Consider the following 22,162-nt stretch of genomic DNA (forward strand, 5'->3'; position numbering starts at 1 on the left):
CGGGCGCTCCCCGAGCCGGGCGGCGTCCCGGCTCAGGGGACCCGGTACATGCGCTCGGTCCAGGCCCGGTAGCGCCAGGTGTGCCCGACGCGGTAGTCGTGGCCCAGGTAGACGCCGAAGACCTGGCGCTTGAGCTCGCGCAGCGACCCGGCCACGTTGGGCGCCCAGCCGGTCATCGGGTAGCCGCGGTAGGAGACCGCCCGCAGCCCCAGCCCGCTCGCCGCGGCCAGCGCGAAGCGGGCCGAGGCGACGTGGTCGGGGTGGTCGCACAACCCCCGGCCGGTGGGCGGCTCGGGGTCGAGCGTGCGCAGCACCGTCGGCTGGAAGCGGGCGTAGAGCGCGCGCAGCACGCCGACCACGTCCCTCCTGCCGACGCAGCGCGGCTCGGGGCCGGCGCCGAACCGGCGCACGCAGGAGCGGTCCTGCCACAGCCTGGTCAGCGCGTCGCGGCCGCCGTCGGCGCGCGGGTCGCCGCCGTCGGGCAGCCCGACGAAGGCGAGCCTGACCGCGGGCCGGTCGGCCAGCTCCTCCAGCCGGACGGGGAAGCCGCCCGCCGTGATCGTCCTGACCCGCCAGACGTCGGGCGCGCCGGCCAGGAAGGCGTACGCGGCCCGCAGGCCCTGCGCGCGGTCGCGGGCGTAGGCGACGGGGTCGCGGTCGTCGTCCCAGCCGGCCTGGCCCTCGCCCGCGGTCAGGTAGACGGTCACCGTCGGACGGTGCCACTGGACGGCGCCGTACAGGTCGGGGCTCATGAACAGCAGGTCGTCGTCCGGATGGGCCACGACCTGCAGGAACCGCTCCGACGACGACGGCCGGTGCACCTCCGCCCACGCCGCCGCGGGCGGGGCCGGGCACGCCAGCACGGCCACCAGCACCAGCGCCAGCGCGGCCGCCGAGAACATCCTGATCCCCTTCATCCCCACCCCCGTGCGATTCCAGTATCGAACCTGGTCAGGTCCCGGTCCTGAGCTGCCAGGGGGAGATGTCATGTCATTCCCGGGTAGGAGATACCTCCTTCCCGTGCGCTGGAAGTCGCATGCCGACGGTCGTTACGATGACCTAGGGGATTGACTGATCGTCGGACGGGCGGGCGAACGATGGCACGGTTCATGGCGGCGCTGAAGCGGGTCGCCCCATGGGCGGCCCAGAACGCCGACGGCGCCATCGCCTTGTTACTGGCCGTGGTGATCGGCGTGCTCGGCATCATGCCCGACACGGTGGTGCCGACCGATGTGCAGACCCAGCTCGTCAACGCCGCGACGCTGGTGATCATGGCGCTGGTGGCCACCGCCCTGCTGCGCGACCGCGCCCGCCAGGCCCCGGTCGAGGAGACCATCACCTCCGGCGCGCTGGCCCAGCTCCCCGTCCGGCTGTCGCGGCTGGAGGAGATCGAGACGCTCGTCCACGGCACCCGCAAGGCCCTCGACGCGCTGCAACTGGTCAGGGTGCTGGGCAGCAAGCAGGAGATCGCCCAGATGCACGCCGAGGCGCGCAAGGACACCACCCGGTGGAGCTTCAAGGGCGGCACCGGCACCTACCTGCGCGCGGTCACCCTGCCCGAGTGCGTGGCCGCCGCCCGCCGGGAGAAACGCCACCTCGTGGTGCGGGTGGAGGTGATCGACCCGTCCAACGTCGAGGTGTGCGAGACCTACGCCCACTACCGGCGCTCCCTGTCGGACTCCCCCGACGCGACCGGCGAGACGTGGACGACCGACCGGGTCAGGAAGGAGTCGTACGCGACGATCCTGGCCGCCTTCTGGTACCGCCAGCGTTACGGCCTGCTCGACATCGAGGTCGGCCTGTCGTCGTCGATGACGACGTTCCGCTGGGACCTGTCGGCCACCCGGCTGATCATGACGGTGGAGGACCCCAACCGCGCCATGACCGCGCTGGCCGGCACGTTCTACTACGAGAACTGCGACACCGAGCTGCGGCTCAGCTTCGAGCAGGCGCGGCGGGTGCCGATGGACATGTACAAGAAGGCGCCGCTCGGCGACGAGCCCACGATCGAGGAGGTCCAGGACCTGTTCGGTCGCATCGGGGTGCCTCTTCCCAAGGCCTACGACGGCCGCGACGTCGTGGACATCGCGCGCAAGGCCCTGCGCGCCGTCGATCCCTACGGCGAGGCTCGTCCTGCGGCCCTCCGACGAGACGGAACGTGAGTGCAGCTCATGAGCTATCGGTCGGTCTTCCAGCGGGTCCGCGACGGACAGGCCAGGTCGTGGGCGCTCGGCGTGCTGCGGGAGACCGCGCGCCCGAGGGCCGTACGCCATCCGCTCGGCTTCGTCTGCCTGCCGCTGGAGCGAGAGGGCGGCGAGGGGGTATGCCTCCACCTGTGGTCCGACTCGCTCCAGCACGCCGAGAGCACCACCTCGCAGATCCACTGCCACAGCTGGGACCTGGTCAGCCACGTGCTCTACGGCCAGGTGCGCAACGTGCACGCGGTGGTCACCGACGCGGGGCCCGACGCCACGCACCGGGTGTTCGAGGTGGTCAGCGGCGCCGACGGCGACCGCATCTCGCCCACCCGCCGCACCGTGCGGCACGCCACCGGGCTGGTGGAGCTGTTCGGCCCCGGCGACACCTACACCCTGCCGGCCGACCGCTTCCACAGCAGCGTGGTGCCGGAGGGCGGCGAGGCGGCCACGATCGCGCTCGGGCGCGGCCGGCCCGGCAGCCGCGACCTGTCGCTCGGCCCGCTCGGGGCGGGCGGCCACCACGTTCCCCGGGAACCGCTGAACGCCGAGGAGACGGCGCTGGCCGTCCGGCTGATCACCGCCCACCTGACCTGAGGGGTGCCCGATGGACCTGGATCACGCTCGCTCTGTGGCCGTCGAGGCCGCCCAGGCCGCCGGGGCGCTGCTCGCGGCGGGCACGCGTGGGGCCGTCGGCATCCGGGCCAAGGGCGACGCCGGCGACGTCGTCACCGATCTCGACCTGGCCTCGGAGAAGCTGCTGGTCGAGCGCATCCTGACGGCCTTCCCCTCGCACGCGATCGTGGCCGAGGAGTCGGGGCTGATCGGCGCGGCGGGCGGCGAGTGGACGTGGCTGGTCGACCCGCTCGACGGCACCAACAACGTGGCCATCGGGCTGCCCACGTACGTGGTGGGGGTGGCGTTGTGCCGGGCCGGGCGGCCGGTGCTGGGCGTGGTGCACGACCCGGTGACGGCCCAGACGTGGTCGGCGATCCGGGGCCGTGGGGCCGTGGCGTCCACGGGGGCGCGGCTGGCGCCGCCGTACACGGCAAGCCCGCACGGCCTGCTGCTGGCCTGGACCCAGGGGTACGGCGTGAGCAGGGGCGACGCCACCGTGCTGGCGTTGAAGACGGCGCTGGAGGTGGGCGCGCGGCGGGTGCTGCAACTGTGGGCGCCGCTGCTGTCGTGGGCGATGCTGGCCCGCGGCGACATCGACGGCATCGTCGGCTACCGCGCCGAGGCGGTCGACCTGCCGGCCGGCGCGCTGCTGGCCCAGGAGGCCGGGATCGAGATCAGGGCGCTCGACGGCGGCCCGTTCGAGGAGAGCATCGACGGCACGGCCGAGGACCGCAGCTTCGTGGCCGCCCACCCCCGCGCGCTGCCCGGACTGATGGCGCTGCTGCCCGGGTAGATCGCCCCGGCGCTCAGCCGAACGTGACCAGGGCCCAGACCGTGGCCAGCAGCCCGGTGACAGCCAGGCCCGCGCCGGTCAGCAGGAAGCGGCGCAGCGGCACCGCGACGCCGTGGCGGCGGCACGACTCGAACCACAGCAGCGTGGCCAGCGACGCCCACGGGGTGATCACCGTGCCCACGTTCGTGCCCACGAGCAGGGCCAGCAGGTGATCCTGGTCGGCGGCCGGGATCACCGCCTCGACGGCCTTGTAGGCGGGCAGGTTGTTGATCGCGTTGGACAGGCCCGCGCCCACCGCGGCCGTCCGGTACGGGTCGCCCTCCGTACCGATCATCCACGTCATCAGCGCGTCGAGCCCGTGGGCGCTGAGCGTGGGCACCACCAGGAACAGCCCGGTCACGAAGACGACGAGCTGCCAGGGGATCAGGCTCCAGGTCAGCCGGGCCCGGTCGCGCACCAGGAAGGCCGCCACCACCAGCACGGCCGCGGCGGTGGCGGCGACGGCGACGTGCGCCTTGAGCAGCAGCAGGACGATGAACAGCAGGCAGCCGGCCGAGGCCGCGCCGAACAGCACGCGGTCGGCCACCGGCGCCAGCACCGGCGGCGTGTAGCGCAGGTCGCGGCGCTCGCCCCGGCGCCAGAAGAACACCCACAGGAACACCATCGTCACCGCGATCGAGGCGAGCTGCGGGGCCCACATGCGGGCGGCGAAGCCCTGGGCGTCGAGGCCGAGCTTGTCCATGGCGAGCAGGTTGGTCAGGTTGGAGACGGGCAGCAGCAGGCTCGCGGTGTTGGCCAGCCAGATGGTGGTCATCGCCAGCGGCAGGGCGGCGATGCGGGCCCGGGGCGCCAGGGCGAGCATGACGGGGGTCAGCAGGACGGCGGTGGTGTCGAGGTTCAGAAAAATCGTGACAAATGACGCGAAAGCCGTACAAAGAAAGAAAAGCGCGGTGTAGTTGCCGCGGCCGAGCACCGCCATCCGAGCCGCGATGGCGTCGAAGACCTGCGCTTCCTTGGTCAGCTCGGCCAGCACGATGATGGCGACCAGGAAGACCAGCAACGGCCCGATGTCAGCGAGGCTCTCCGCGGCGTCGCGCCACGGCAGCAGACCGGTCGCCACGAAGATCAGACCGAGAGCAAGCAGCCCGATCCGGATCAGATCGAGCACAGCCAGACGCCGCCACACTCGACGATGATCGCACACTGACTCCAAATCACCGATTCCTCGGTGGATACTGAGCAGATGGCACGTGACGGCAGGCCGACCGAGATCTTCGTCAGCTACTCCCCGGCCGACACCGCCTGGGCGACCTGGATCGCCTGGGAGCTGGAGGCGGCCGGCTACCGGACCATGATCCAAGCCTGGGACTTCGTGCCCGGCACCAACTTCATCGACTTCATGGACCGCGGGGTCAGCGAGGCGCAGCTCGTCGTGGCCGTGCTCTCGCGCAACTACCTCACCTCGCGCTACGGGCGCATGGAATGGCAGGCGGCCATGCGCGCCGACCCCGACAACCCCTCCAACAAGCTCGTCACGATCCGGCTGGAGGACGTGCAGCTGGAGGGCCTGCTGTCCACCATCACCTGGGTCGACCTGCTCGGCGTCACCGACTCGGGGCAGGCCAGGGCGCTGCTGCTGGGCCGGGTCGGCGAGGCGCTGGCCGGGCGGGCCAAGCCCGAGTCCGCCCCCGCCTTCCCCTCCGGCCGGGTCGTCCCGCCCCCGGCCACCCCGACGCTGCCCCCGACGACCGACCTGGCCAGGGCCCGCCGCACCCCGGTGACGGCCCCCAAGTTCCCGCCCTCGGGCGGCGACGACCGCGGGCGCGAGTCGGTCAACGTGCTGCACATCGGCGGGCCGAGGTTCGGGCGGGCGCTGCCCGATCCCGGCGAGCCGTTCACGCCGGAGGACATGCAGGCCCGCATCTGGGCCGACCTGACGGCCATGTACGACCGGGGCATGCCGCGTCCCGACCTCATGGTGGTCAGCGGCGACCTGACCGAGTCCGGCAGCCTGGGGCAGTTCGCGCAGGCCACGCAGTTCGTCACCGACCTGCGGCTGCTGATCGGGCTGGAGCCCCACCGGCTGGTGCTGCTGCCCGGCCCGCGCGACGTCACCAAGGCCGCGGCCAGCGCGTACTTCATGACCTGCGAGGCCGACGACGTGAGCCCGCAGCCCCCCTACTGGCCCAAGTGGCGGCATTTCGCCGGGCTGTTCCGCGAGGTGTACCAGGGGCTCGACGACCGGGTGTTCGACGGGGGCCAGCCCTGGACGTTGTTCGAGGTGCCCGACCTGCGGGTGGTCGTGGCGGGGCTCAACTCGACGATGGCGATGAGCCATCTGGAGCGCGACGCGTACGCGCTGCTGGGCGAGGCGCAGGCCGCGTGGTTCGCCGAGCGGCTGCGCCCCTACGAGGAGAGCGCCTGGCTGCGGCTGGGCGCGATCGGCCATCCGCCCGCCGCGTTGCGGGACGCGCCCACGTTCGACCGGCTGCTCACCCACCGGCTCAACCTGCTCTTCCACGGCTCCGGCGCGGGCGTCCCGGCCGCCGAGCCGCGGCCGGGCTTCGCCGCGGTCGTGGCCCCGCGCTCCGGCCGCCACCAGGTGGTCGAGATCTCCCCCGACGGCATGCGCACCTGGACGCCCGACACCGGCAAGCCCGCTCGCGCCCGGCACGGCTGGCGGGCGGTTCGGGCCACGTTCACCGGCGAGACCCCCGGCACCCCGCCGCCCGTCCCCCAGCCCGAGGAGCGCGAGCCGAGCCCCGTCGAGCTGCTGCTCGACCGCATCACCGAGGTCTGCGAGGCCCGGCACGAGCGGGCCAAGATCCGGCGTTTCCCCGACCACCTGGTGGTCACCCACCCCGAGGACGGGTTCGTCCGGCAGCTCATGATCGGCGCGCACGTCGGCGAGCTGACCGAGGCCGCCGCGACCGGGTTCGCCCGCCGCGCCCACGCCGCCGACCTGGCCGCCGAGCTGATCTACCAGGGCCCGCCGGCCTCCCGCGCGCTCCGCGACGACCTCATGCGCAAGGGCGTGCGGGTGCGCAGCTTCCTGGAGTTCCAGGGCCTGCTCGACCTGTCGGGATACGTCGCCGAGCAGACCGCCAGGCTCACCGGCGACCGCCGTTACCCGCCCGGCCTCTACGTCCCCCAGCGCTACCGCGAGCTCGACCGGCCGGGCAGCCAGATCAGGGAGGGGCTCACCGACGAGCTGATGCGGCTGCTGGCCGCCGACCACGGCCGGTTCCTGCTGCTGCTCGGCGACTTCGGCCACGGCAAGACGTTCGCGCTGCGCGAGCTGGCCAGGCGCATCCCGGCCGAGCTGCCGCACCTGACGCCGATCTTCATCGAGCTGCGCGCCCTCGACAAGGCCCACTCGGTCGACGCCCTGGTGGCCGCGCACCTGGCCGGGCACGGCGAGGAGTTCATCGACCTCAAGGCGTTCCGCTACCTGCTCCGGCAGGGGCGCATCGTGCTGCTGTTCGACGGGTTCGACGAGCTGGTCACCCGGCTGACCTACGACCGGGCGGCCGACCACCTGGCCACCCTGCTCGCCGCGGCCGAGGACAAGGCCAAGATCGTGGTGGCCAGCCGTACGCAGCACTTCAAGTCGCACAGCCAGGTGCTGACCTCGCTCGGCGAGATGGTGGGCGTGCTGCCGCAGCGGCGGGTGCTCAGCGTGGAGGACTTCACGCACGACCAGATCCGCTCCTACCTGGACAACCGGTTCGACGACGGCGACGAGGCCGGCGCCCGCATGTCGCTCATGGGCGAGATCAAAGACCTGCTGGCCCTGGCCCAGAACCCGCGCATGCTCAGCTTCATCGCCGACCTCGACGCCGACCGCCTGCGCACGGTCGCCGGCGCCCAGCACACCCTCAGCCCGGCCCTGCTGTACGAGGAGATCCTCAGCACCTGGCTGGCCTTCGAGGAGCGGCGGGCCCGCGTCCCCGGCTCGCCCGGCGCGTTGTCGATCGGCGAGCTGTGGCGGGTGGTCACCGCGCTGGCGCTGCGCCTGTGGGACAGCGGCGAGACGCTGCTCGGCGTCGACGAGCTGACCGAGATCGGCGAGACGCTGAGCGACCTGGCCTCGGGCCAGCTCTCCCCCGCGCACGCCGCGCACGCCATGGGCTCGGGCAGCCTGCTGGTGCGCACCGAGGAGGGCATGTTCGGGTTCATCCACGCCTCGGTGATGGAATGGCTCATCGCCCGCCACATCGCCGCGAACCTCGACAATCCTCTCCCGCTGGCCCGCAGGCCGCTGTCGGCGCTGACCGTCGAGTTCCTGTGCGACCTGGCCGACGTACGGGCGTTGCGCGCCTGGGTGGCCGACCCGCCCGCCGACGACGTGGCCAGGGCGAACGCGGTCAAGATCGCGGCCAGGCTGCGCACCCCGGCCAAGGCCGACCTGCGCGGCGCGAACCTCAAGGGCGAGGACCTGTCGGCGCGCGACCTGCAGGAGGTCGACCTGACCGGCGCCGACCTGTCGGAGGCCACCCTCGCCGGCACGAACCTGTCCAGGGCCGTCCTGCGCGACGCCAGCCTGGCCGGCGCCCGGCTCGACGGCGCCAGGCTGACCGGCGCCGACCTGACCGGCGCCGACCTGTCGGGCGCGCGGCTGGCGCAGGTCGACCTGAGCGACGTCACGGTGGAGGGCGCCCGCTGGCACCGGGCGTCCCTGATCAACGTCACCGGCACGCTGCCGCGCCTGCCGGGCGCGGCGGTGGTGCCGGGGCAACCGGTGGAGGTGGAGTTCGCGCCCGCCGGCATCGGCGTCCCGTACGGCTACCACTTCCAGACGTCCCGCCTGCCCGAGCCCATCGCCTACAGCCCCGACGGCTCGACCATCGCCATCGGCAACGAGGACGGCGGCGTGCTGCTGTGCGTCGGCGGCTCCCCGGTCCGCACCCTCCAGGGCCACCGCGGCCGCGTCTACGCCGTCACCTTCGCCGGCGACCTGCTGGCCACCGGCGCGAGCGACGGAACGGTCCTGCTCTGGGACGCCCTCACCGGCCGGCGCCTGCACACCCTGACCGGCCACCCCGACGGCGTGTGGCCGGTACGCCTCAGCGCCTCGGGCGAGCTGGTGGCGGCCGGCGGCGGCGACGGCGTGGTCCGGGTATGGGAGACCGCGACCGGCCGGCTGGTCCACGAGCTCCCGGGCCACCGCGCCCCCGTCTACACCGCCTCCTTCGGCCGCTCGCAGCTCGTGACGGGCGACTCGGCGGGCGTCGTCCGGGTCTGGGACCTGACCGCCGGGCAGACGGCCGTCACCCTCGACGGCCACCGCGGCAGCGTCTACCGGGCCGTGCACAGCCCCGACGGCACCCTGCTGGCCACCGGCGACCAGGCGGGCACGATCCGGCTCTGGGACACCGCCACCTGGTCCCCCCGGCACGAGCTGACCGGGCACACCGGCAGCGTCTACTGCCTGACGTTCTCCCCCGACGGCTCGATGCTGGCCAGCGGCGACACGTCCGGCAGCGTGCGCCTGTGGGAGCCGTCCGGCGAGCCGCTCGGCGTGCACACCACCCACGCGGCGGCCGTCTACCAGGTGACCTTCAGCCCCGACGGCCGCACGGTGGCCAGCGGCGACTCCGGCGGCACGGTCCGGCTCCAGCCCATGGGCGGCGGCAAGCGCGTCGAGCTGACCGGCCACCGCAGCTCGGTCTGGCCCTTCGCGTTCCATCCCGACGGCCAGCAGCTGGCCACCAGCAGCAACGACGGCACCGTCCGCCTGTGGGACCCGCTCACCGGGCAGTGCCAGCGGCTGCTGCGCGGCCACGGCCGGCGCATCTCGTCGGTGCGCTTCAGCGCCGACGGCTCGATGCTGGCCACCAGCGGCAACGACGGCGTCGTCCGGGTCTGGGAGCCGCACACCGGGCGGCGGCTGCGGGAGTTCACCGGCACCGCCGACCGGCTGATCTCCGCGCTGTTCTCGCCCGCCGGCCCGGTGCTGGCCACCTCCAGCAACGACGGCGGCGTGCACTTCTGGAACGCCACCACCGGCGACTACGAGCGCGAGCTGCACGCCGAGACCGACCACGTGTGGGCCGAGGCGTTCAGCCCCGACGGCAACATGCTGGCCACGGCCAACGACGACGACAGCGTCAAGATCTGGTACCGGCCGACCGGCCGCATGGCCGTCGACCTGGTCGACCACCGGGGGCGGGTGCGCTCGATCGCCTTCAGCCCCCTCGGCGACTACGTGGCCACCGGCTGCGACGACAAGCTCGTCCGCCTGTGGCACGTCTCCTCCGGCGGCCGGGTGGCGACGCTGGAGGGCCACACCGACCGGGTGTACTCCGTGGCCTTCTCCCCCGACGGCCGCTACCTGGCCAGCGCCGGCAACGACGGCCGGGCGATGGTGTGGGAGCTACGGCCCGGCCAGCCCTGGCAGCCGCGCCTGGCGCACACGCTCACCCAGCACGACGGCCGGCTGTGGAGCCTGGCCTTCGACGCCACGGGCCGCCACCTGGCCACCGGCGGCGACGACATGACCGTACGGGTGTGGGAGACCGCGACCGGGCAGCTCCTGCACACCCTCTCCGGGCACGCGCGCCGGGTGTGGTCGGTGGCCTACAGCCCCACGTCCGACCTGCTGGCCAGCGCCGGCGACGACGGCGTGGTGATCCTGTGGGAGGGCGGCAAGCGGCGGGCGACCCTGCTGGGGCTGCCCGAGGGCTGGGCCGCCCTGGCGCCGGACGGGCGGTACAAGGTGCACGGCGATCCGGGCGGCCAGTTCTGGCACGTCATCGGGATGTCGCGGTTCGAGCTGGGGGAGCTGGATCCGTACCTGCCGGAGGTGAGTCAGGTGCCGCTCGACTCGCCCTTCTGACCGCAGGCGGTCGGCTAGCCGCGGGCGGCGCGGCGGACGAGCTCGTGCCAGACCTCCTCGACCCGGGCCTCCAGGTCGTCGAGCGAGCCCTCGTTGGGGATCACCAGGTCGGCGGCGGCCAGGCGGTCCTCCCGGCTCGCCTGGGCGGCGATGCGGGCCTTGGCGTCGGCCTCCGGCATGCCGCGATGGTCGGCCAGGCGCCGGATGCGCACCTCGTCGGCCGCGTCGACCACGATCACCAGGTCGTACATGGGCGCCAGCTTGTTCTCCACGAGCAGCGGCACGTCGTAGACCACGATCGCGTCGTCGGCGGCCTGGCCCTGCAGCTCGGCCACCCGCTCCCCCACCAGCGGATGCACGATGGCGTTGAGCGCGGCCAGCCGGTCGGGGTCGGCGAAGACCACCGAGCCCAACCGCTCCCGGTTCAGCGAGCCGTCGGGGCGCAGCACCCCTTCCCCGAACGCGGCCACCACCCGGGACAGCCCCACCGTGCCGGGCTCGACCACCTCCCGCGCGATCTTGTCGGCGTCGATGACGACGGCGCCCCTGGCCGACAGCCGCTTGGACACCTCGCTCTTGCCGGAGCCGATGCCGCCGGTGAGCCCAATCTTCAGCACCGGAAAAGACTACCCATCCCGGCGTACCCGGTCATCCCGGCGGCTCGCTCAGTAGCCGCCGCGGCGTGGCGCGGCGGTCGGGCGGCGGGAGAGATTGGCCGGGCCCGTGAGCCGGCCCGCGGGCTTGAGGTCGCGCGGCTGCTGGTCGTGCCGCTCCGGAGAGCGGGCCGGCCGGCCGGACCTGGCCTGGGTGATCGTGGCGGGAAGTTTGATTCGCATACGTTTCCTCCTCGGGGGTGTGTGTCAGGCCCGGGTGAGCCAGGTGACCTGGGCGCCGTTGTCGAAGGACTCGCGCCTGGTAGGGGTGAACAGGGTGGGGCTGAAGCGGCCGGAGAACATGGAGATGCCCGCCCCCGCCACCACGGGGTAGCGCTTGAGGATGATCTCGTCGATCTCCGGGAGCAGCGAGCCGGCGAGCCTGCCGCCGCCGCAGAGGTAGATGTCCATGCCGGTGTCCTCGGCCTTCAGCCGCCGGACGAGCTCGATCGGGTCGCCCTTCTCCACGTGCACCGTGGGGTCGTCGATCGTCAGCGTGCTGGAGACGACGTACTGGCGCAGGTGGGAGTACGGGCTGGTGGTGGGCACCTCCAGGGCCGGCTCGAAGGTGCCGCGGCCCATCACCAGGGTGTCGAACACCTTGTTGGGCACGCCCTCAAGGCCGACGAGCCGGCGGATGTGGGTGGGCAGCGTCTCGGGATAGCGGGTGTTGATCCACTCGGCCATCTCGGCGGACACGGGGTAGAAGTCGAACTCGGCGCCGGGCCCGGCGATGTAGCCGTCGAGGGACACGCCGATGTAGTAGACGAGCTTTCGCATTCGCAGCAACTCCCGCTGTAGTACTATGAGTGGAGTGGTTTGAACGTAGTACTACGTCTGGAGTGGTGTCAAGTGCGGAAGAACCCCGAGCGGAGGCAGGCGCTGATCGACGCGGCCATCGAGGTGCTGGCCAGGGAGGGAGCGCGCGGGCTGACGTTCCGGGCCGTCGACGCCGAGGCGGCCGTGCCTCCCGGCACGGCCTCCAACTACTTCGCCAGCCGTGACGACCTGTTCACCCAGGCAGGCGGACGCATCTACGAACGCCTGCTGCCCGACGCGGCCACGCTCGCCCGCGGCCAGGAAGGCGTCCAGGACGAGACCCGCTACGCCGAGCTCATGCACGAGCTGGTGGACCGGATCACCGCCTTCAACTCCGGCTACCTGGCCCTGCTCGAACTGCGGCTGGAGTCCACCCGGCGTCCTGAGCTGCGCGCCGTGCTCACCAAGCGCATCCGCGAGGACATCGACGCCAACATCGGCTACCACGCGACGTCGGGCCTGCCCGGCGACTCGACCTCGGTGGTCCTGCTCTACCTCGCCCTGAACTGGCTCATCGTCGAACGACTGACCCTGCCGGACATCTTCAGCGAGCAGGAGGTCCACCAGCTCGTGGACGCCGCCGTACGAAGGTCACTGAACGGCTGACCCTGCCCGGGGCGATCGGTCCCGGCCCGGGCAGGGTTACCGGGCGGGGAGCTTGCTGAAGGCGGCGTCGGGCGAGGCGAACTGGCCCAAGTGGAAGACCTGCGCGCCCGTGGCCAAGACGCCGCCGGACTCGCCGCGCAGACAGCGGGCATGCCTGCACCGCCGTTCTGAGCCGGAGCGCCCGCGACGCCGTTCTGGGCCGAAGCGCCCATGCCACCGTTCTTCGCCGGGGCGCCTCGCCCTTGTCGGTTTGCGAGGGCGGGGTAGGGACTGCGCCGTCGCGGGGAAGGCCGCGCCGGGGAAACGATCAGGCCGGGCTGCGGCGCAAGTGGATCAAGGTGAGGTGGTCGTCCATCCGCTCGCGCCGGGTCTCGCGGTAGCCGAGCCGCCGGTACAGCCGCAGGTTCCCCTCCGACAGATGCCCTGTGAACAGGTCGAACGCCCCCGCCTCCGGAACCTGCTCGTGCAGCGCCGCGAGCAGCGCCGTACCGAGCCCCTGGCCCTGGCGGTCGGGCGCGACCACGAGCCGCCCGACCAGGCAGGTGGTGCCGGCCACCTGCCCACGCACTGCGCCGACGATCCGGCCGGCGTCCACGGCCTTGAGGACGACGCCCGTCTCGACGGCCTTGCGCACCTGCTCCAGAGACTCCACGAGCGGAGGGATGTAGGGGTCGCCGTAGAGCTGGGCCTCGCTCACGTACGCCGCCCGCTGCAGGGTGAGGATCTCGCCCGCGTCCGCCGCCACCGCCCGTTCGATCTTCACGCCAGCACCCTATCTGCTGCCTTCCCACCGCCACCGCCGACTTCCAGGCCCTCCGGCATCCTGGTTCCCGGCCCCGGTCCTTCCTCCCGCGCCTGCCTGCTAGGGGGCGTTGCCCGCCGTGAGCTCGCCCGGGCAGAACGTGCCCGGCTTCGGCAGCACGCCGTTGACCAGGTAGTCGTGCACCTTCGTACGCAGGCAGGCGGCGCGCAGCCTGCTCACGCCCTGCGCCAGGTACGCGCCCTGCCCGTCCCCGTGCCACAGCACCCTGGCCCCGGGGATCTGCGCCGCCACGCGGGCGGCCCCGGAGGACGGGGTCTCGTTGTCCAGCCGTCCCACGCCGACCAGCACCGGGGGCACCTTGAGCCCGGCCGCCAACGAGTGCGGCGCCCAGCCCGGCGAGCGCGCCACCCCCAGGCACCTGCCGACCTCCGCCCGCCCGCTCAGCCACCCCACCCGCGGGGCCTCCTTCCGCAGTAGCGCCTCCACCTGGAGGAACCGTCGATAACCAGGCACCGCCAACCCGAAGTCATGACACCACCTGACCCCCTCAGCACTCTCCGTCCCCACCTCCGACGCCACTCCCCCTACCGCACCGGGAACCGCCTCCCGAGGCTGCGGCACCGCCCCCACCGTCCCTGACGCCGCCCCCGCACCGGACACGACGCCTCCATCCGCCACTCCAGGGGTCACCGCTCCGGAGGCCACTCCAGGGGCCGCGGCACCAGGGGCCACAGCTCCAGGAGCCGCCGTGTCAGAAACCGCCGCTCCAGGAACTACCGCCCCGCCCCGAGGGGTCGCCCCCACCATCCTCTGAGGCGTCGCCCCCGGCCTCCCCGGCAGCGCCTCAGAGGGCCCGGTCGCGGCCGTTCCGAGAGGCGTCTGCCCTGCACCAAGGGGTGTTCCCGCCATCCCCGAAGGGGCCGCCTGTCCCGCACCGGGAGCTGCCCCCGCCGTACCAGGAGGCACCAGTCCCGCGCCGGGGACTGCCCCCATCGGGCCGGGAGGCACCTGGCCAGCGCCCAGGCGGGCTCCCGCCGTACCCCCGGGGGCCGGCTGTCCTGCGCCAGGGGTGGCCGCTGTTGGGCCGGGAGGGGTGGGCTGTGGGGGCTGGGCCGGGAGGAGGGCGGCTAGGCTCGTGGCGTCGCCCGTACGGGCGCTGGAGAGGGCGTGGGCGAGCGCCGGCCATCGTGCGGGCGTGAGGCCAGCCCATACGGCGGCGGCGATCTCGTGCCCGCTCACCGTACGCCCGCCGCCCCCCAGCCGCAGCGGCGCGCGCCTGACCAGGCCGTCGAACACCCGGACGGCGTCCGCGCGGCCGAGCGGGCAACCGGGACGGTTCCGGCACCAGTCGCGGAAGTACCCGAGCTGCCGCTCCTGGGCGCGGGCATGGGCGAGCAGTCGCCGTTCGAGCCCGGTCTCGGTGTGGTCGGGCAGCCCCTCCAGGTACATCCGCCCGGCCCGGCCGGGGAACAGCTCCAGGTACGCCTGCCCGTACACGCTCCCGTAGCCGTTGCCGAGGTAGCGCAGGCGCGACTCCCCCAGCGCGGCACGTACGGCATCGAGGTCGTGGGCGACCTGCCAGGACGTCAGCCCGGCGTAGGCGGGCCCGAGCGCGGCGCGGCAGGCCCGGTCGTAGACGGCGTTGTCCCGGGCGAACGCGCGCCAGGCCGTCCGCCCCTCGGACACCTGCAGCCGGGCCGGGTCCGGCCGGGGTCGGGGGCACGCCCCCGCGTGCCCCCCATCCCCGGCCCCGCGCGCCTCGACCAGCACGACGTCGAACCATCTGGCCAGTTCGCCCACGGTGTCCGGCCGCGCTGCGACCTCTCGTACGACCGACTCGGCCCCCGTGTTGACCACCAGCGCGCCGAGCCGCCGCAGCGGGTCCTGGGCGGGCACCATGGCGAGCCGGACGGTCACGCGGCCCTCGCGCGGCCTGGCCCAGTCGGCGGGGACGGGCAACGTGGCACACCGCAGCCCGCCACCGCACTCGGACCAGGCGAGCGTCTCCCGCCCTGGCACCGGCCGCACCCGCCCGGCGACGCCCTGCTTCCCACCCGCCGCCCCCGGCTCGGCCGCCCCCAGCTCCCGCCCTGCCGCCCCCGCCGCGCCGGCTGCCCCGGCTGCTCCGGCTGACCCGAGCTCCGATGCTGCCGACCCGGCCGTCCCGAGCTCGGACGCCGTCGATCCGGCCGACCCCAGCTCCGCCCCGGACGATCCGGCCGTGCCCTGCCGCGGCTGCTCAGGCCAGGCGGTCTCGGGTCGCGGCTCCGCGAGCTCGGTCGCGTCGCGTTCCGGCCACGGGGTCGGCGAGGCCATCAGGCGCATCTCCTGCCCGACTCCCCCGCCTGCCGCCAGGACCAGGACGGTGACCGCCGCCACCATCGGGATCACGCGCCGAACCATACGCACCGCATCGCCCCCGAACGCTCGTACCTCCAGCCGCATGCCAGTTTCCCAGCGGCCGTCTTCGCAGGTAGAGAAGTCGTAAAAGGTCGATGGGTAAAATCTCGCGCCCGCTCGGCGATTCTCCGTGCCACCGACTCCCCGACCCCTTAGAGAACCCCGCTCGGGCCAGAGGACGGAAAAGACAGATCGGGCGTATCACCCTCTCAGGGGCCATGCGGCAGTCGCCACACCCGCAGACCACTCTCAAGCGGGTTCAGCCGGCGAGGACCTGGCGGCGCCGGCCGAGTGAAACGAAGCTGACGGCCACCCCGATGACCGCACGCTCATACGCCACTGTGCCGGCGCAGGGCGGCGGTGACGGCTTGGGTGATGGTGGGAGGGAGGCGGCGGGCCCGCCGGGGTAGGGATGGCGACGAATGCGGGCGGGCCTCGCGGTGGGCCGCGCGCCAGCCCTGTGCGACACCGTCCACTGCTCGATCTCCGGCGCGGCCCCTCCGAGCCCGCCGCAAGGAGCCCCGACGGCCTCACTGAGTGCGGCTGCGTCTCAGCAGCGGGCTGCTGCCGAGGGGAGCGGCCAGGGCGCGCCGCCTACGCGGGCCTGAGGCGTACCGGGCAAGGTGGTTCGACAAGGCCGCGAGTTGGGCGGCAGGCTCCGGAACGCCGAGGCGAAGGGCGTCACGGAAGCCCCTTGGGACCCCACGCCCGTCCCGGAGAAGAGGGCATGAAAAAGCCCCGCACGGGTAACCCGTGCGGGGCTTTTCAAGGCTGAGCCTTAGCTCTGGCCGCCCGCGAGCTTCTCGCGGAGGGCTGCGAGCGCCTCGTCAGAGGCGAGCGCGCCGCTGGCCGGAGCCGACGACGAGCTGCCCGACGGAGGAGCGGTCTCGCCGCTGTAGGACGAGGGAGCGGCCTCGCCGGCCTCCGCCTCGGCCTTGCGGGCCTCCTCGATCTGCTTGCGGTGAGCCTCGAAGCGCGTCTGGGCCTCGGCGTACTGCCGCTCCCACTCCTCACGCTGCTTGTCGAAGCCCTCGAGCCACTCCCCGGTCTCCGGGTCGAAGCCCTCGGGGTAGATGTAGTTGCCCTGGTCGTCGTACGTGGCCGCCATGCCGTAGAGGGTCGGGTCGAACTCGACCTCGGTGCCGACACCCTCGTTGGCCTGCTTCAGCGAGAGGCTGATGCGACGACGGTCGAGGTCGATGTCGATGATCTTCACGAAGATCTCGTCGCCGACCTGGACGACCTGCTCCGGGATCTCCACGTGGCGCTCGGCCAGCTCGGAGATGTGGACCAGGCCCTCGATGCCCTCCTCGACCCGGACGAACGCACCGAACGGCACCAGCTTGGTGACGCGGCCCGGCACGACCTGGCCGATCTGGTGGGTACGGGCGAACTGCTGCCACGGGTCTTCCTGCGTGGCCTTGAGCGACAGGGAGACGCGCTCGCGCTCCATGTCGACGTCGAGGACCTCGACCGTGACCTCCTGGCCCACCTCGACGACCTCGGACGGGTGGTCGATGTGCTTCCAGGACAGCTCGGACACGTGGACCAGACCGTCGACCCCGCCGAGGTCGACGAAGGCGCCGAAGTTGACGATCGAGGAGACGACGCCCTTGCGGACCTGGCCCTTCTGCAGGGTGTTGAGGAACGTCTGGCGAACCTCGGACTGCGTCTGCTCCAGCCAGGCGCGGCGGGAGAGAACCACGTTGTTGCGGTTCTTGTCGAGTTCGATGATCTTCGCCTCGAGCTCGCGGCCGACGTACGGCTGCAGGTCGCGGACCCGTCGCATCTCGACCAGGGAGGCGGGGAGGAAGCCGCGCAGGCCGATGTCGAGGATGAGACCACCCTTGACGACCTCGATGACGGTACCGGTGACGATGCCGTCCTCGTCCTTGATCTTCTCGATCGTGCCCCAGGCGCGCTCGTACTGCGCGCGCTTCTTGGACAGGATCAGGCGGCCCTCTTTGTCCTCCTTCTGGAGAACAAGGGCCTCGACGTGCTCCCCGACCTCCACGACGTCAGCAGGGTCGACATCGTGCTTGATCGAAAGCTCGCGCGAGGGGATGACACCCTCGGTCTTGTAGCCGATGTCGAGAAGGACCTCGTCTCGATCGACCTTGACGACGGTGCCCTCGACGATGTCGCCGTCGTTGAAGTATTTGATGGTCTCGTCGATCGCGGCGAGGAAGGCTTCCTCGGACCCGATGTCGTTGACCGCTACCTGCGGGGTGCTCGAGGTGGCCTCAGTGCTGGACGTCATGTGTGGAATTGCTCCGAACGCGGACAGATGTCGATGTGGCGTGCGCGGCAGGCCCTCTTCCGCATCAAGCCGAGGAATTACGACATCGACGTGACCGAGCGCGAGCCCGCTCCGTCTGAGGCGCGCGCGAGCCCACAGCGCAGCGATCAGCATATGAGACCTTGGCCGCGGGGTCAATCCGGAGGCACATCAGTACGCGATGATCTGGGACTCCCGCTTGGGGTTGATATTACCCCGTAGTTTGCGCGGGACGGAGATCCGCGTGGGGTCGCCGTCCGACACGTAGCGCTCGCCAGGGTGCTTGTTCAGCCACTCCAGCCAGTACTGCGAGCACCACTTGCGGCACTCTCCCCGCTTGCCGTTGCTCTGGATCCGCTGGATCGCCCCACGGTCGAAGTTTTTCGCGAAGGGCGAAAGGGACGGCTGGGCCCCGGCGAGGAACACGCCCGCGAAATCATAGCGGGTCCCGTCCCAGGAGCCGGTACGGGCGAGCTTCTTGGGCCGCGGCACCGACCCGTACGGCAGGGCCAGGGTCTTGTCCGGCGGCGCCCCGAGCTTCTTGAGCAGGCGCTCCAGCCGGACGATCTGCTCGCGCACCTTCTTCTTGCCCAGCCGCCGCAGGTCCGGATGGGACCAGGTGTGGTTGGCGACCTCGAAGCCGTGATCGACCAGCCACCGCACCGCCGCCGCCTGCCGCTCCTGGTCGCGCAGCCCGAACGGCTCACGGGTGATCCAGAACGTCGCGGCCGGCCGGAACGAGGGGTAACGATTGGCCACGTCGAGGATCACGCCGACGGCGGTGTCGGGCTTGGGGTTGCCCGAGTCGTCGAGCGCGAAGTGGCTCGGATGACCGTCGTCGAACGTCAGCACGACCGGGAACCGCCCGGCCGGCACCCGGATGTCGCCGGTGGCGAACTCCCTGGCCGTGATGGGCACGTAGCCCTGCCTGGCCAGCTTCTCCAGCTCCTGCCTGAGCTGGCCGGGGGTGCGGTCGATGGAGGCCACGCGCTTGCGCAGGATCCGGTGGTACATGATGACCGGCACCAGGCCCGCCTCGTTGGCGCGCACCTGCCGGGCGAAGTCGGGGGTGGCGACCACGCCGGGAGGCTGGGAGGTGTCCTGCGGCTGCCCCTGCGGGGGTGAGACGGGGGCGATCACGCCGACCCGGGCCGACGCCTGGGTAGTAGGAGTGTCACCGTCGGGTAAGAGGCTCAGCCCCACGACGGCCACGCTCACCACGGCCACGTTCGCGATTGCGATGATCCGCGTATAGGACGCTGGTACCCGCACAAATCTCCCGGCATCTCGGCCAAAACTGTCTTCAGCGTAGACGAGATGCCCCGGAGACGGCGGGGCCTCGCCGTTCGCGATATGTCGGACTGCCCCGCCGTGTCGGGATAAACATCGTCAGTGGCCGGCGTCCTGCCACGTACGCCCGACGCCCACCGAGACCTCCAGCGGGACGCGCAGGTGGTAGGCGGCGTTCATCTGGTCGCACACGAGCTGCCGCAGCGTCTCCAGCTCGCCCGGCGCGACCTCGAACACCAGCTCGTCGTGGACCTGCAGCAACATCCGCGAGGCCAGCCCCTCCTCGGCGATGGCCTGGTGGACGTGGAGCATGGCGACCTTGATGATGTCGGCCGCCGAGCCCTGGATGGGGGCGTTGAGCGCCATGCGCTCGGCCATCTCCCTGCGCTGGCGGTTGTCGCTGGTCAGGTCGGGCAGGTAGCGACGGCGGCCCATGATCGTCTCGGTGTAGCCGTCGGTGCGCGCCTGGGCCACGATGGCCTGCAGGAAGTCGCGCACGCCGCCGAACTCGGTGAAGTACTCCTCCTTCAGCGCCCGCGCCTCCGAGACCGGGATGTTGAGCTGCCCGGACAGGCCGAAGTCGGACAGGCCGTAGGCCAGGCCGTAGTTCATCGCCTTGATGCGCGCCCGCAGCTCGCTGTCGATCTGCTCGGGCGGCAGGTCGAACACCCGCGCCGCGGTGGCCTGGTGGAAGTCGTGGCCGGACTCGAAGGCCTCGATCAGCGACTCGTCGCCGGACAGGTGGGCCATGATGCGCAGCTCGATCTGGCTGTAGTCGGCCGTCAGCAGCCGCTCGTAGCCCTCGCCGACCACGAAGCCCTGCCGGATGCGGCGGCCCTCGGCGGTGCGGATCGGGATGTTCTGCAGGTTGGGCTTCTCCGACGACAGCCGGCCGGTGGCGGCGATGATCTGGTTGAACGTGGTGTGGATGCGCCCGTCGTCGCCGACCTCCTTGATCAGGCCCTCGACCGTGGTGCGCAGCTTCTGCTGGTCGCGGTGGCGCAGCATGATCGTCGGCAGCTCGTGCTCGGTCTGGGTGGCGAGCCAGGCGAGCTGGTCGGCGTCGGTGCTGTAGCCGGTCTTGATCTTCTTGGTCTTCGGCAGGTTGAGCCGGGTGAACAGGATCTCCTGGAGCTGCTTGGGCGAGCCCAGGTTGAACTGCTCGCCGACGGAGCGGTGGGCCTCCTCCACGGCGTGCTTGACCGCGGCGCCGAACTCGGCCTCCAGGCCCGCGAAGTACTCGCTGTCGACGGCGATGCCGGCCCGCTCCATCCCGGCCAGCACCGACAGCAGCGGCAGCTCGACGTCGGCCAGGAGCTGGGTGCCGCCGCGGCCGGCCAGGAAGCCCTCCAGGGAGTCGGCCAGCTCGCGCACGGCGTGGGCGCGCAGCGCGAGGTCTTTGGCCGGCGCGTCCTCGTCGTCGCCGAACAGGGCGGCCTGGCCGCCGGACTCCTCCTCGGCCCGCAGGTCGCGGTGGAGGTAGCGCCTGGCCAGGTCCTCAAGCGCGAACGTGCGCTGGCCCGGCATGGCGAGGTAGGCGGCCAGCGCGGTGTCGCAGCTCAGGCCGCGCAGCTCCATGCCCTGGGCCCACAGGGCCAGGATCGGGCCCTTGGCGTCGTGGACGGCCTTGGGCCTGCTCTCGTCGCCCAGCCAGGCCCGCAGCGCCGCCTCGTCGGCCTCGGTGAGCTTGACGGGGTCGATGTGGGCGGCGGTGCCGTCGGGCGAGGCGACGGCGATGCCGTCGATGCGGCCCGAGCCGCTGCCGTAGGAGCCCTTGAAGGCCAGCCCGGCGCGGCCCTGCGGGAGCGCCGCCAGCCAGCCGGCCACCCGGTCGGGGCCGAGGATGACGGTCTCGACCTCGAAGCCCTGCTCGGGCTCCGCCTCGCCGGTGCCGAGCACCTTGAAGACGCGCTCGCGCAGCTCGCCGCGGATCTGCAGGGTGTCGAACAGCTTGTTGATCTCCTCGCGCTCCCACGCCCCCTGGGTGAGGTCGCCGAGCGCGACGTCGAGCGGCACGTCGCGCAGCAGCTCGGTCAGGCGGCGGTTCATCAGCACCTGGGCGACGTGCTCGCGCAGCTTGTCGCCGACCTTGCCCTTGACCTCGTCGACGCGGTCGACCAGCGCGGTGAGGGAGCCGAACTCGCGCACCCACTTGGCCGCGGTCTTCTCGCCGACGCTGGGGATGGACAGCAGGTTGTCGCTGGGGTCGCCGCGCAGGGCGGCGAAGTCGGGGTACTGGGCCGGGGTCAGGCCGTACTTCTCCTCGACCGCCTCGGGGGTGAAGCGGGTCATGTCGCTGATGCCGCGGCGGGTCATCAGCACGGTGACGTGCTCGTCGACGAGCTGCAGGGCGTCGCGGTCGCCGGTGACGATCAGGACGTTCATGCCCTCGGCGGCCGCGCGGGTGGCCAGGGTGGCGATGAGGTCGTCGGCCTCGAAGCCCGCCTTGGACAGATGCGGGATGCGCAGCGTGTCGAGCAGCTCGTAGATGAGCTGCATCTGGCCGCGGAAGTCTTCGGGGGTCTCGCTCCGGTTGGCCTTGTAGTCGGAGTACTCCTCATGGCGGAACGTCGGCTCCGACCGGTCGAAGGCCACCGCCACGTGCGTCGGCTGCTCGTCGCGCAGGATGTTCGTCAGCATCGAGGTGAACCCGTAGACCGCCTCGGTGTGCTGACCGTCGGTGGTCATGAGGTTGGCGTCTTTGAGCGCGTAGAAGGCGCGGTAGGCCAGGGAATGCCCGTCAAGCAGCAACAGGCACGGGCGGCTGGGGGTCACTTCACTCTTCGGCACGTACGCAGCCTAGTCTGCGTCAACGACAGAAAACCCGAGCTCGGAAGAGTGGAGACATCCCCTTGACGCAGACCGATCCTCTCGACTTCTCCGCCTACGGCGCGGTGCACGAGGGCACG

Annotated in this window: 15 protein-coding genes; 5 read left to right on the top strand and 10 right to left on the bottom strand. The window is 72.2% G+C overall.

Translation table 11 applies throughout. The features are described from left to right. Positions 1-32: 32 nt before the first annotated feature. Positions 33-917, bottom strand: coding sequence for a PIG-L family deacetylase (locus ACIBQ8_RS22040; protein ID WP_397171489.1), 885 nt, complete (start codon positions 915-917; stop codon positions 33-35). Between the two features lie 192 nt (positions 918-1,109). Between ACIBQ8_RS22040 and ACIBQ8_RS22045 the strand changes: the two genes are divergently transcribed. Genes ACIBQ8_RS22045 through ACIBQ8_RS22055 form a run of 3 tightly spaced genes read left to right on the top strand, consistent with a single transcriptional unit; the run spans position 1,110 to position 3,606 of the window. Continuing rightward, positions 1,110-2,162 carry a hypothetical protein gene (locus tag ACIBQ8_RS22045; protein ID WP_397171487.1) on the top strand — a complete coding sequence of 351 codons (1,053 nt, stop codon included), beginning with the start codon at positions 1,110-1,112 and terminating at the stop codon, positions 2,160-2,162. A 9-nt stretch (positions 2,163-2,171) separates the two neighbouring features. Beyond that, the gene (locus ACIBQ8_RS22050; protein WP_358293794.1) at positions 2,172-2,792 is read left to right on the top strand and encodes a hypothetical protein; all 621 of its coding nucleotides are present in this window, start codon (positions 2,172-2,174) and stop codon (positions 2,790-2,792) included. 34 nt (positions 2,793-2,826) lie between these two features. After that, positions 2,827-3,606: an inositol monophosphatase family protein gene (locus tag ACIBQ8_RS22055; RefSeq protein WP_397171485.1), complete on the top strand. Its 780-nt coding sequence runs from the start codon at positions 2,827-2,829 to the stop codon at positions 3,604-3,606. A gap of 13 nt (positions 3,607-3,619) precedes the next feature. Here the strand turns inward: ACIBQ8_RS22055 and ACIBQ8_RS22060 are convergent, their stop codons facing one another. Further along, positions 3,620-4,774, bottom strand: a complete 1,155-nt coding sequence (locus ACIBQ8_RS22060) for an SLC13 family permease (protein WP_397192857.1) — start codon at positions 4,772-4,774, stop codon at positions 3,620-3,622. Between the two features lie 75 nt (positions 4,775-4,849). On the opposite strand from ACIBQ8_RS22060, the gene ACIBQ8_RS22065 reads away from it, so the two are divergent. After that, positions 4,850-10,444, top strand: coding sequence for a TIR domain-containing protein (locus ACIBQ8_RS22065; protein ID WP_397192858.1), 5,595 nt, complete (start codon positions 4,850-4,852; stop codon positions 10,442-10,444). A gap of 14 nt (positions 10,445-10,458) precedes the next feature. Here ACIBQ8_RS22065 and coaE read toward each other — a convergent pair whose 3' ends face one another. The 3 genes from coaE to ACIBQ8_RS22080 are packed head-to-tail and all read right to left on the bottom strand — an operon-like array spanning position 10,459 to position 11,877. Beyond that, positions 10,459-11,061 carry a dephospho-CoA kinase gene (coaE, locus tag ACIBQ8_RS22070; protein ID WP_397171480.1) on the bottom strand — a complete coding sequence of 201 codons (603 nt, stop codon included), beginning with the start codon at positions 11,059-11,061 and terminating at the stop codon, positions 10,459-10,461. Positions 11,062-11,109: 48 nt separating this feature from the next. Continuing rightward, positions 11,110-11,280, bottom strand: a complete 171-nt coding sequence (locus ACIBQ8_RS22075; RefSeq protein ID WP_397192859.1) for a hypothetical protein — start codon at positions 11,278-11,280, stop codon at positions 11,110-11,112. A 24-nt stretch (positions 11,281-11,304) separates the two neighbouring features. Further along, entirely contained in the window at positions 11,305-11,877 is a 573-nt protein-coding gene (locus ACIBQ8_RS22080; protein ID WP_397171478.1) for a dihydrofolate reductase family protein, read from the bottom strand. 72 nt (positions 11,878-11,949) lie between these two features. Between ACIBQ8_RS22080 and ACIBQ8_RS22085 the strand changes: the two genes are divergently transcribed. Continuing rightward, positions 11,950-12,522 (top strand): TetR/AcrR family transcriptional regulator, encoded by a 573-nt coding sequence (locus ACIBQ8_RS22085; RefSeq protein ID WP_397171476.1) that lies wholly within the window; start codon positions 11,950-11,952, stop codon positions 12,520-12,522. A gap of 307 nt (positions 12,523-12,829) precedes the next feature. Here the strand turns inward: ACIBQ8_RS22085 and ACIBQ8_RS22090 are convergent, their stop codons facing one another. The 5 genes from ACIBQ8_RS22090 to polA all read right to left on the bottom strand — a co-directional run bounded on the left by ACIBQ8_RS22090 (position 12,830) and on the right by polA (position 22,043). Next, positions 12,830-13,285, bottom strand: coding sequence for a GNAT family N-acetyltransferase (locus ACIBQ8_RS22090; protein ID WP_397192860.1), 456 nt, complete (start codon positions 13,283-13,285; stop codon positions 12,830-12,832). A gap of 99 nt (positions 13,286-13,384) precedes the next feature. Further along, complete coding sequence (locus tag ACIBQ8_RS22095; RefSeq protein WP_397192991.1) at positions 13,385-15,667, bottom strand: alpha/beta hydrolase; 2,283 nt, start codon at positions 15,665-15,667, stop codon at positions 13,385-13,387. A 796-nt stretch (positions 15,668-16,463) separates the two neighbouring features. Then, entirely contained in the window at positions 16,464-17,945 is a 1,482-nt protein-coding gene (gene rpsA / locus ACIBQ8_RS22100) for a 30S ribosomal protein S1 (RefSeq protein WP_352358288.1), read from the bottom strand. Positions 17,946-18,134: 189 nt separating this feature from the next. Further along, the gene (locus ACIBQ8_RS22105) at positions 18,135-19,190 is read right to left on the bottom strand and encodes a polysaccharide deacetylase family protein (protein ID WP_397192861.1); all 1,056 of its coding nucleotides are present in this window, start codon (positions 19,188-19,190) and stop codon (positions 18,135-18,137) included. Positions 19,191-19,352: 162 nt separating this feature from the next. Continuing rightward, entirely contained in the window at positions 19,353-22,043 is a 2,691-nt protein-coding gene (gene polA / locus ACIBQ8_RS22110) for a DNA polymerase I (protein WP_397192862.1), read from the bottom strand. Positions 22,044-22,162: the final 119 nt, after the last annotated feature.

It is taken from the genome of Nonomuraea sp. NPDC049646 (assembly GCF_044465525.1).
Classification (GTDB): Bacteria; Actinomycetota; Actinomycetes; order Streptosporangiales; family Streptosporangiaceae; genus Nonomuraea.

Coding starts and splice junctions, on each gene's coding strand:
- ACIBQ8_RS22040 (WP_397171489.1), bottom strand. CDS start 917: ATGAAGGGGATCAGGATGTTCTCGGCGGCCGCGCTGGCGCTGGTGCTG.
- ACIBQ8_RS22045 (WP_397171487.1), top strand. CDS start 1,110: ATGGCGGCGCTGAAGCGGGTCGCCCCATGGGCGGCCCAGAACGCCGAC.
- ACIBQ8_RS22050 (WP_358293794.1), top strand. CDS start 2,172: ATGAGCTATCGGTCGGTCTTCCAGCGGGTCCGCGACGGACAGGCCAGG.
- ACIBQ8_RS22065 (WP_397192858.1), top strand. CDS start 4,850: ATGGCACGTGACGGCAGGCCGACCGAGATCTTCGTCAGCTACTCCCCG.
- ACIBQ8_RS22075 (WP_397192859.1), bottom strand. CDS start 11,280: ATGCGAATCAAACTTCCCGCCACGATCACCCAGGCCAGGTCCGGCCGG.
- ACIBQ8_RS22080 (WP_397171478.1), bottom strand. CDS start 11,877: ATGCGAAAGCTCGTCTACTACATCGGCGTGTCCCTCGACGGCTACATC.
- ACIBQ8_RS22095 (WP_397192991.1), bottom strand. CDS start 15,667: ATGGTGGCGGCGGTCACCGTCCTGGTCCTGGCGGCAGGCGGGGGAGTC.
- rpsA (WP_352358288.1), bottom strand. CDS start 17,945: ATGACGTCCAGCACTGAGGCCACCTCGAGCACCCCGCAGGTAGCGGTC.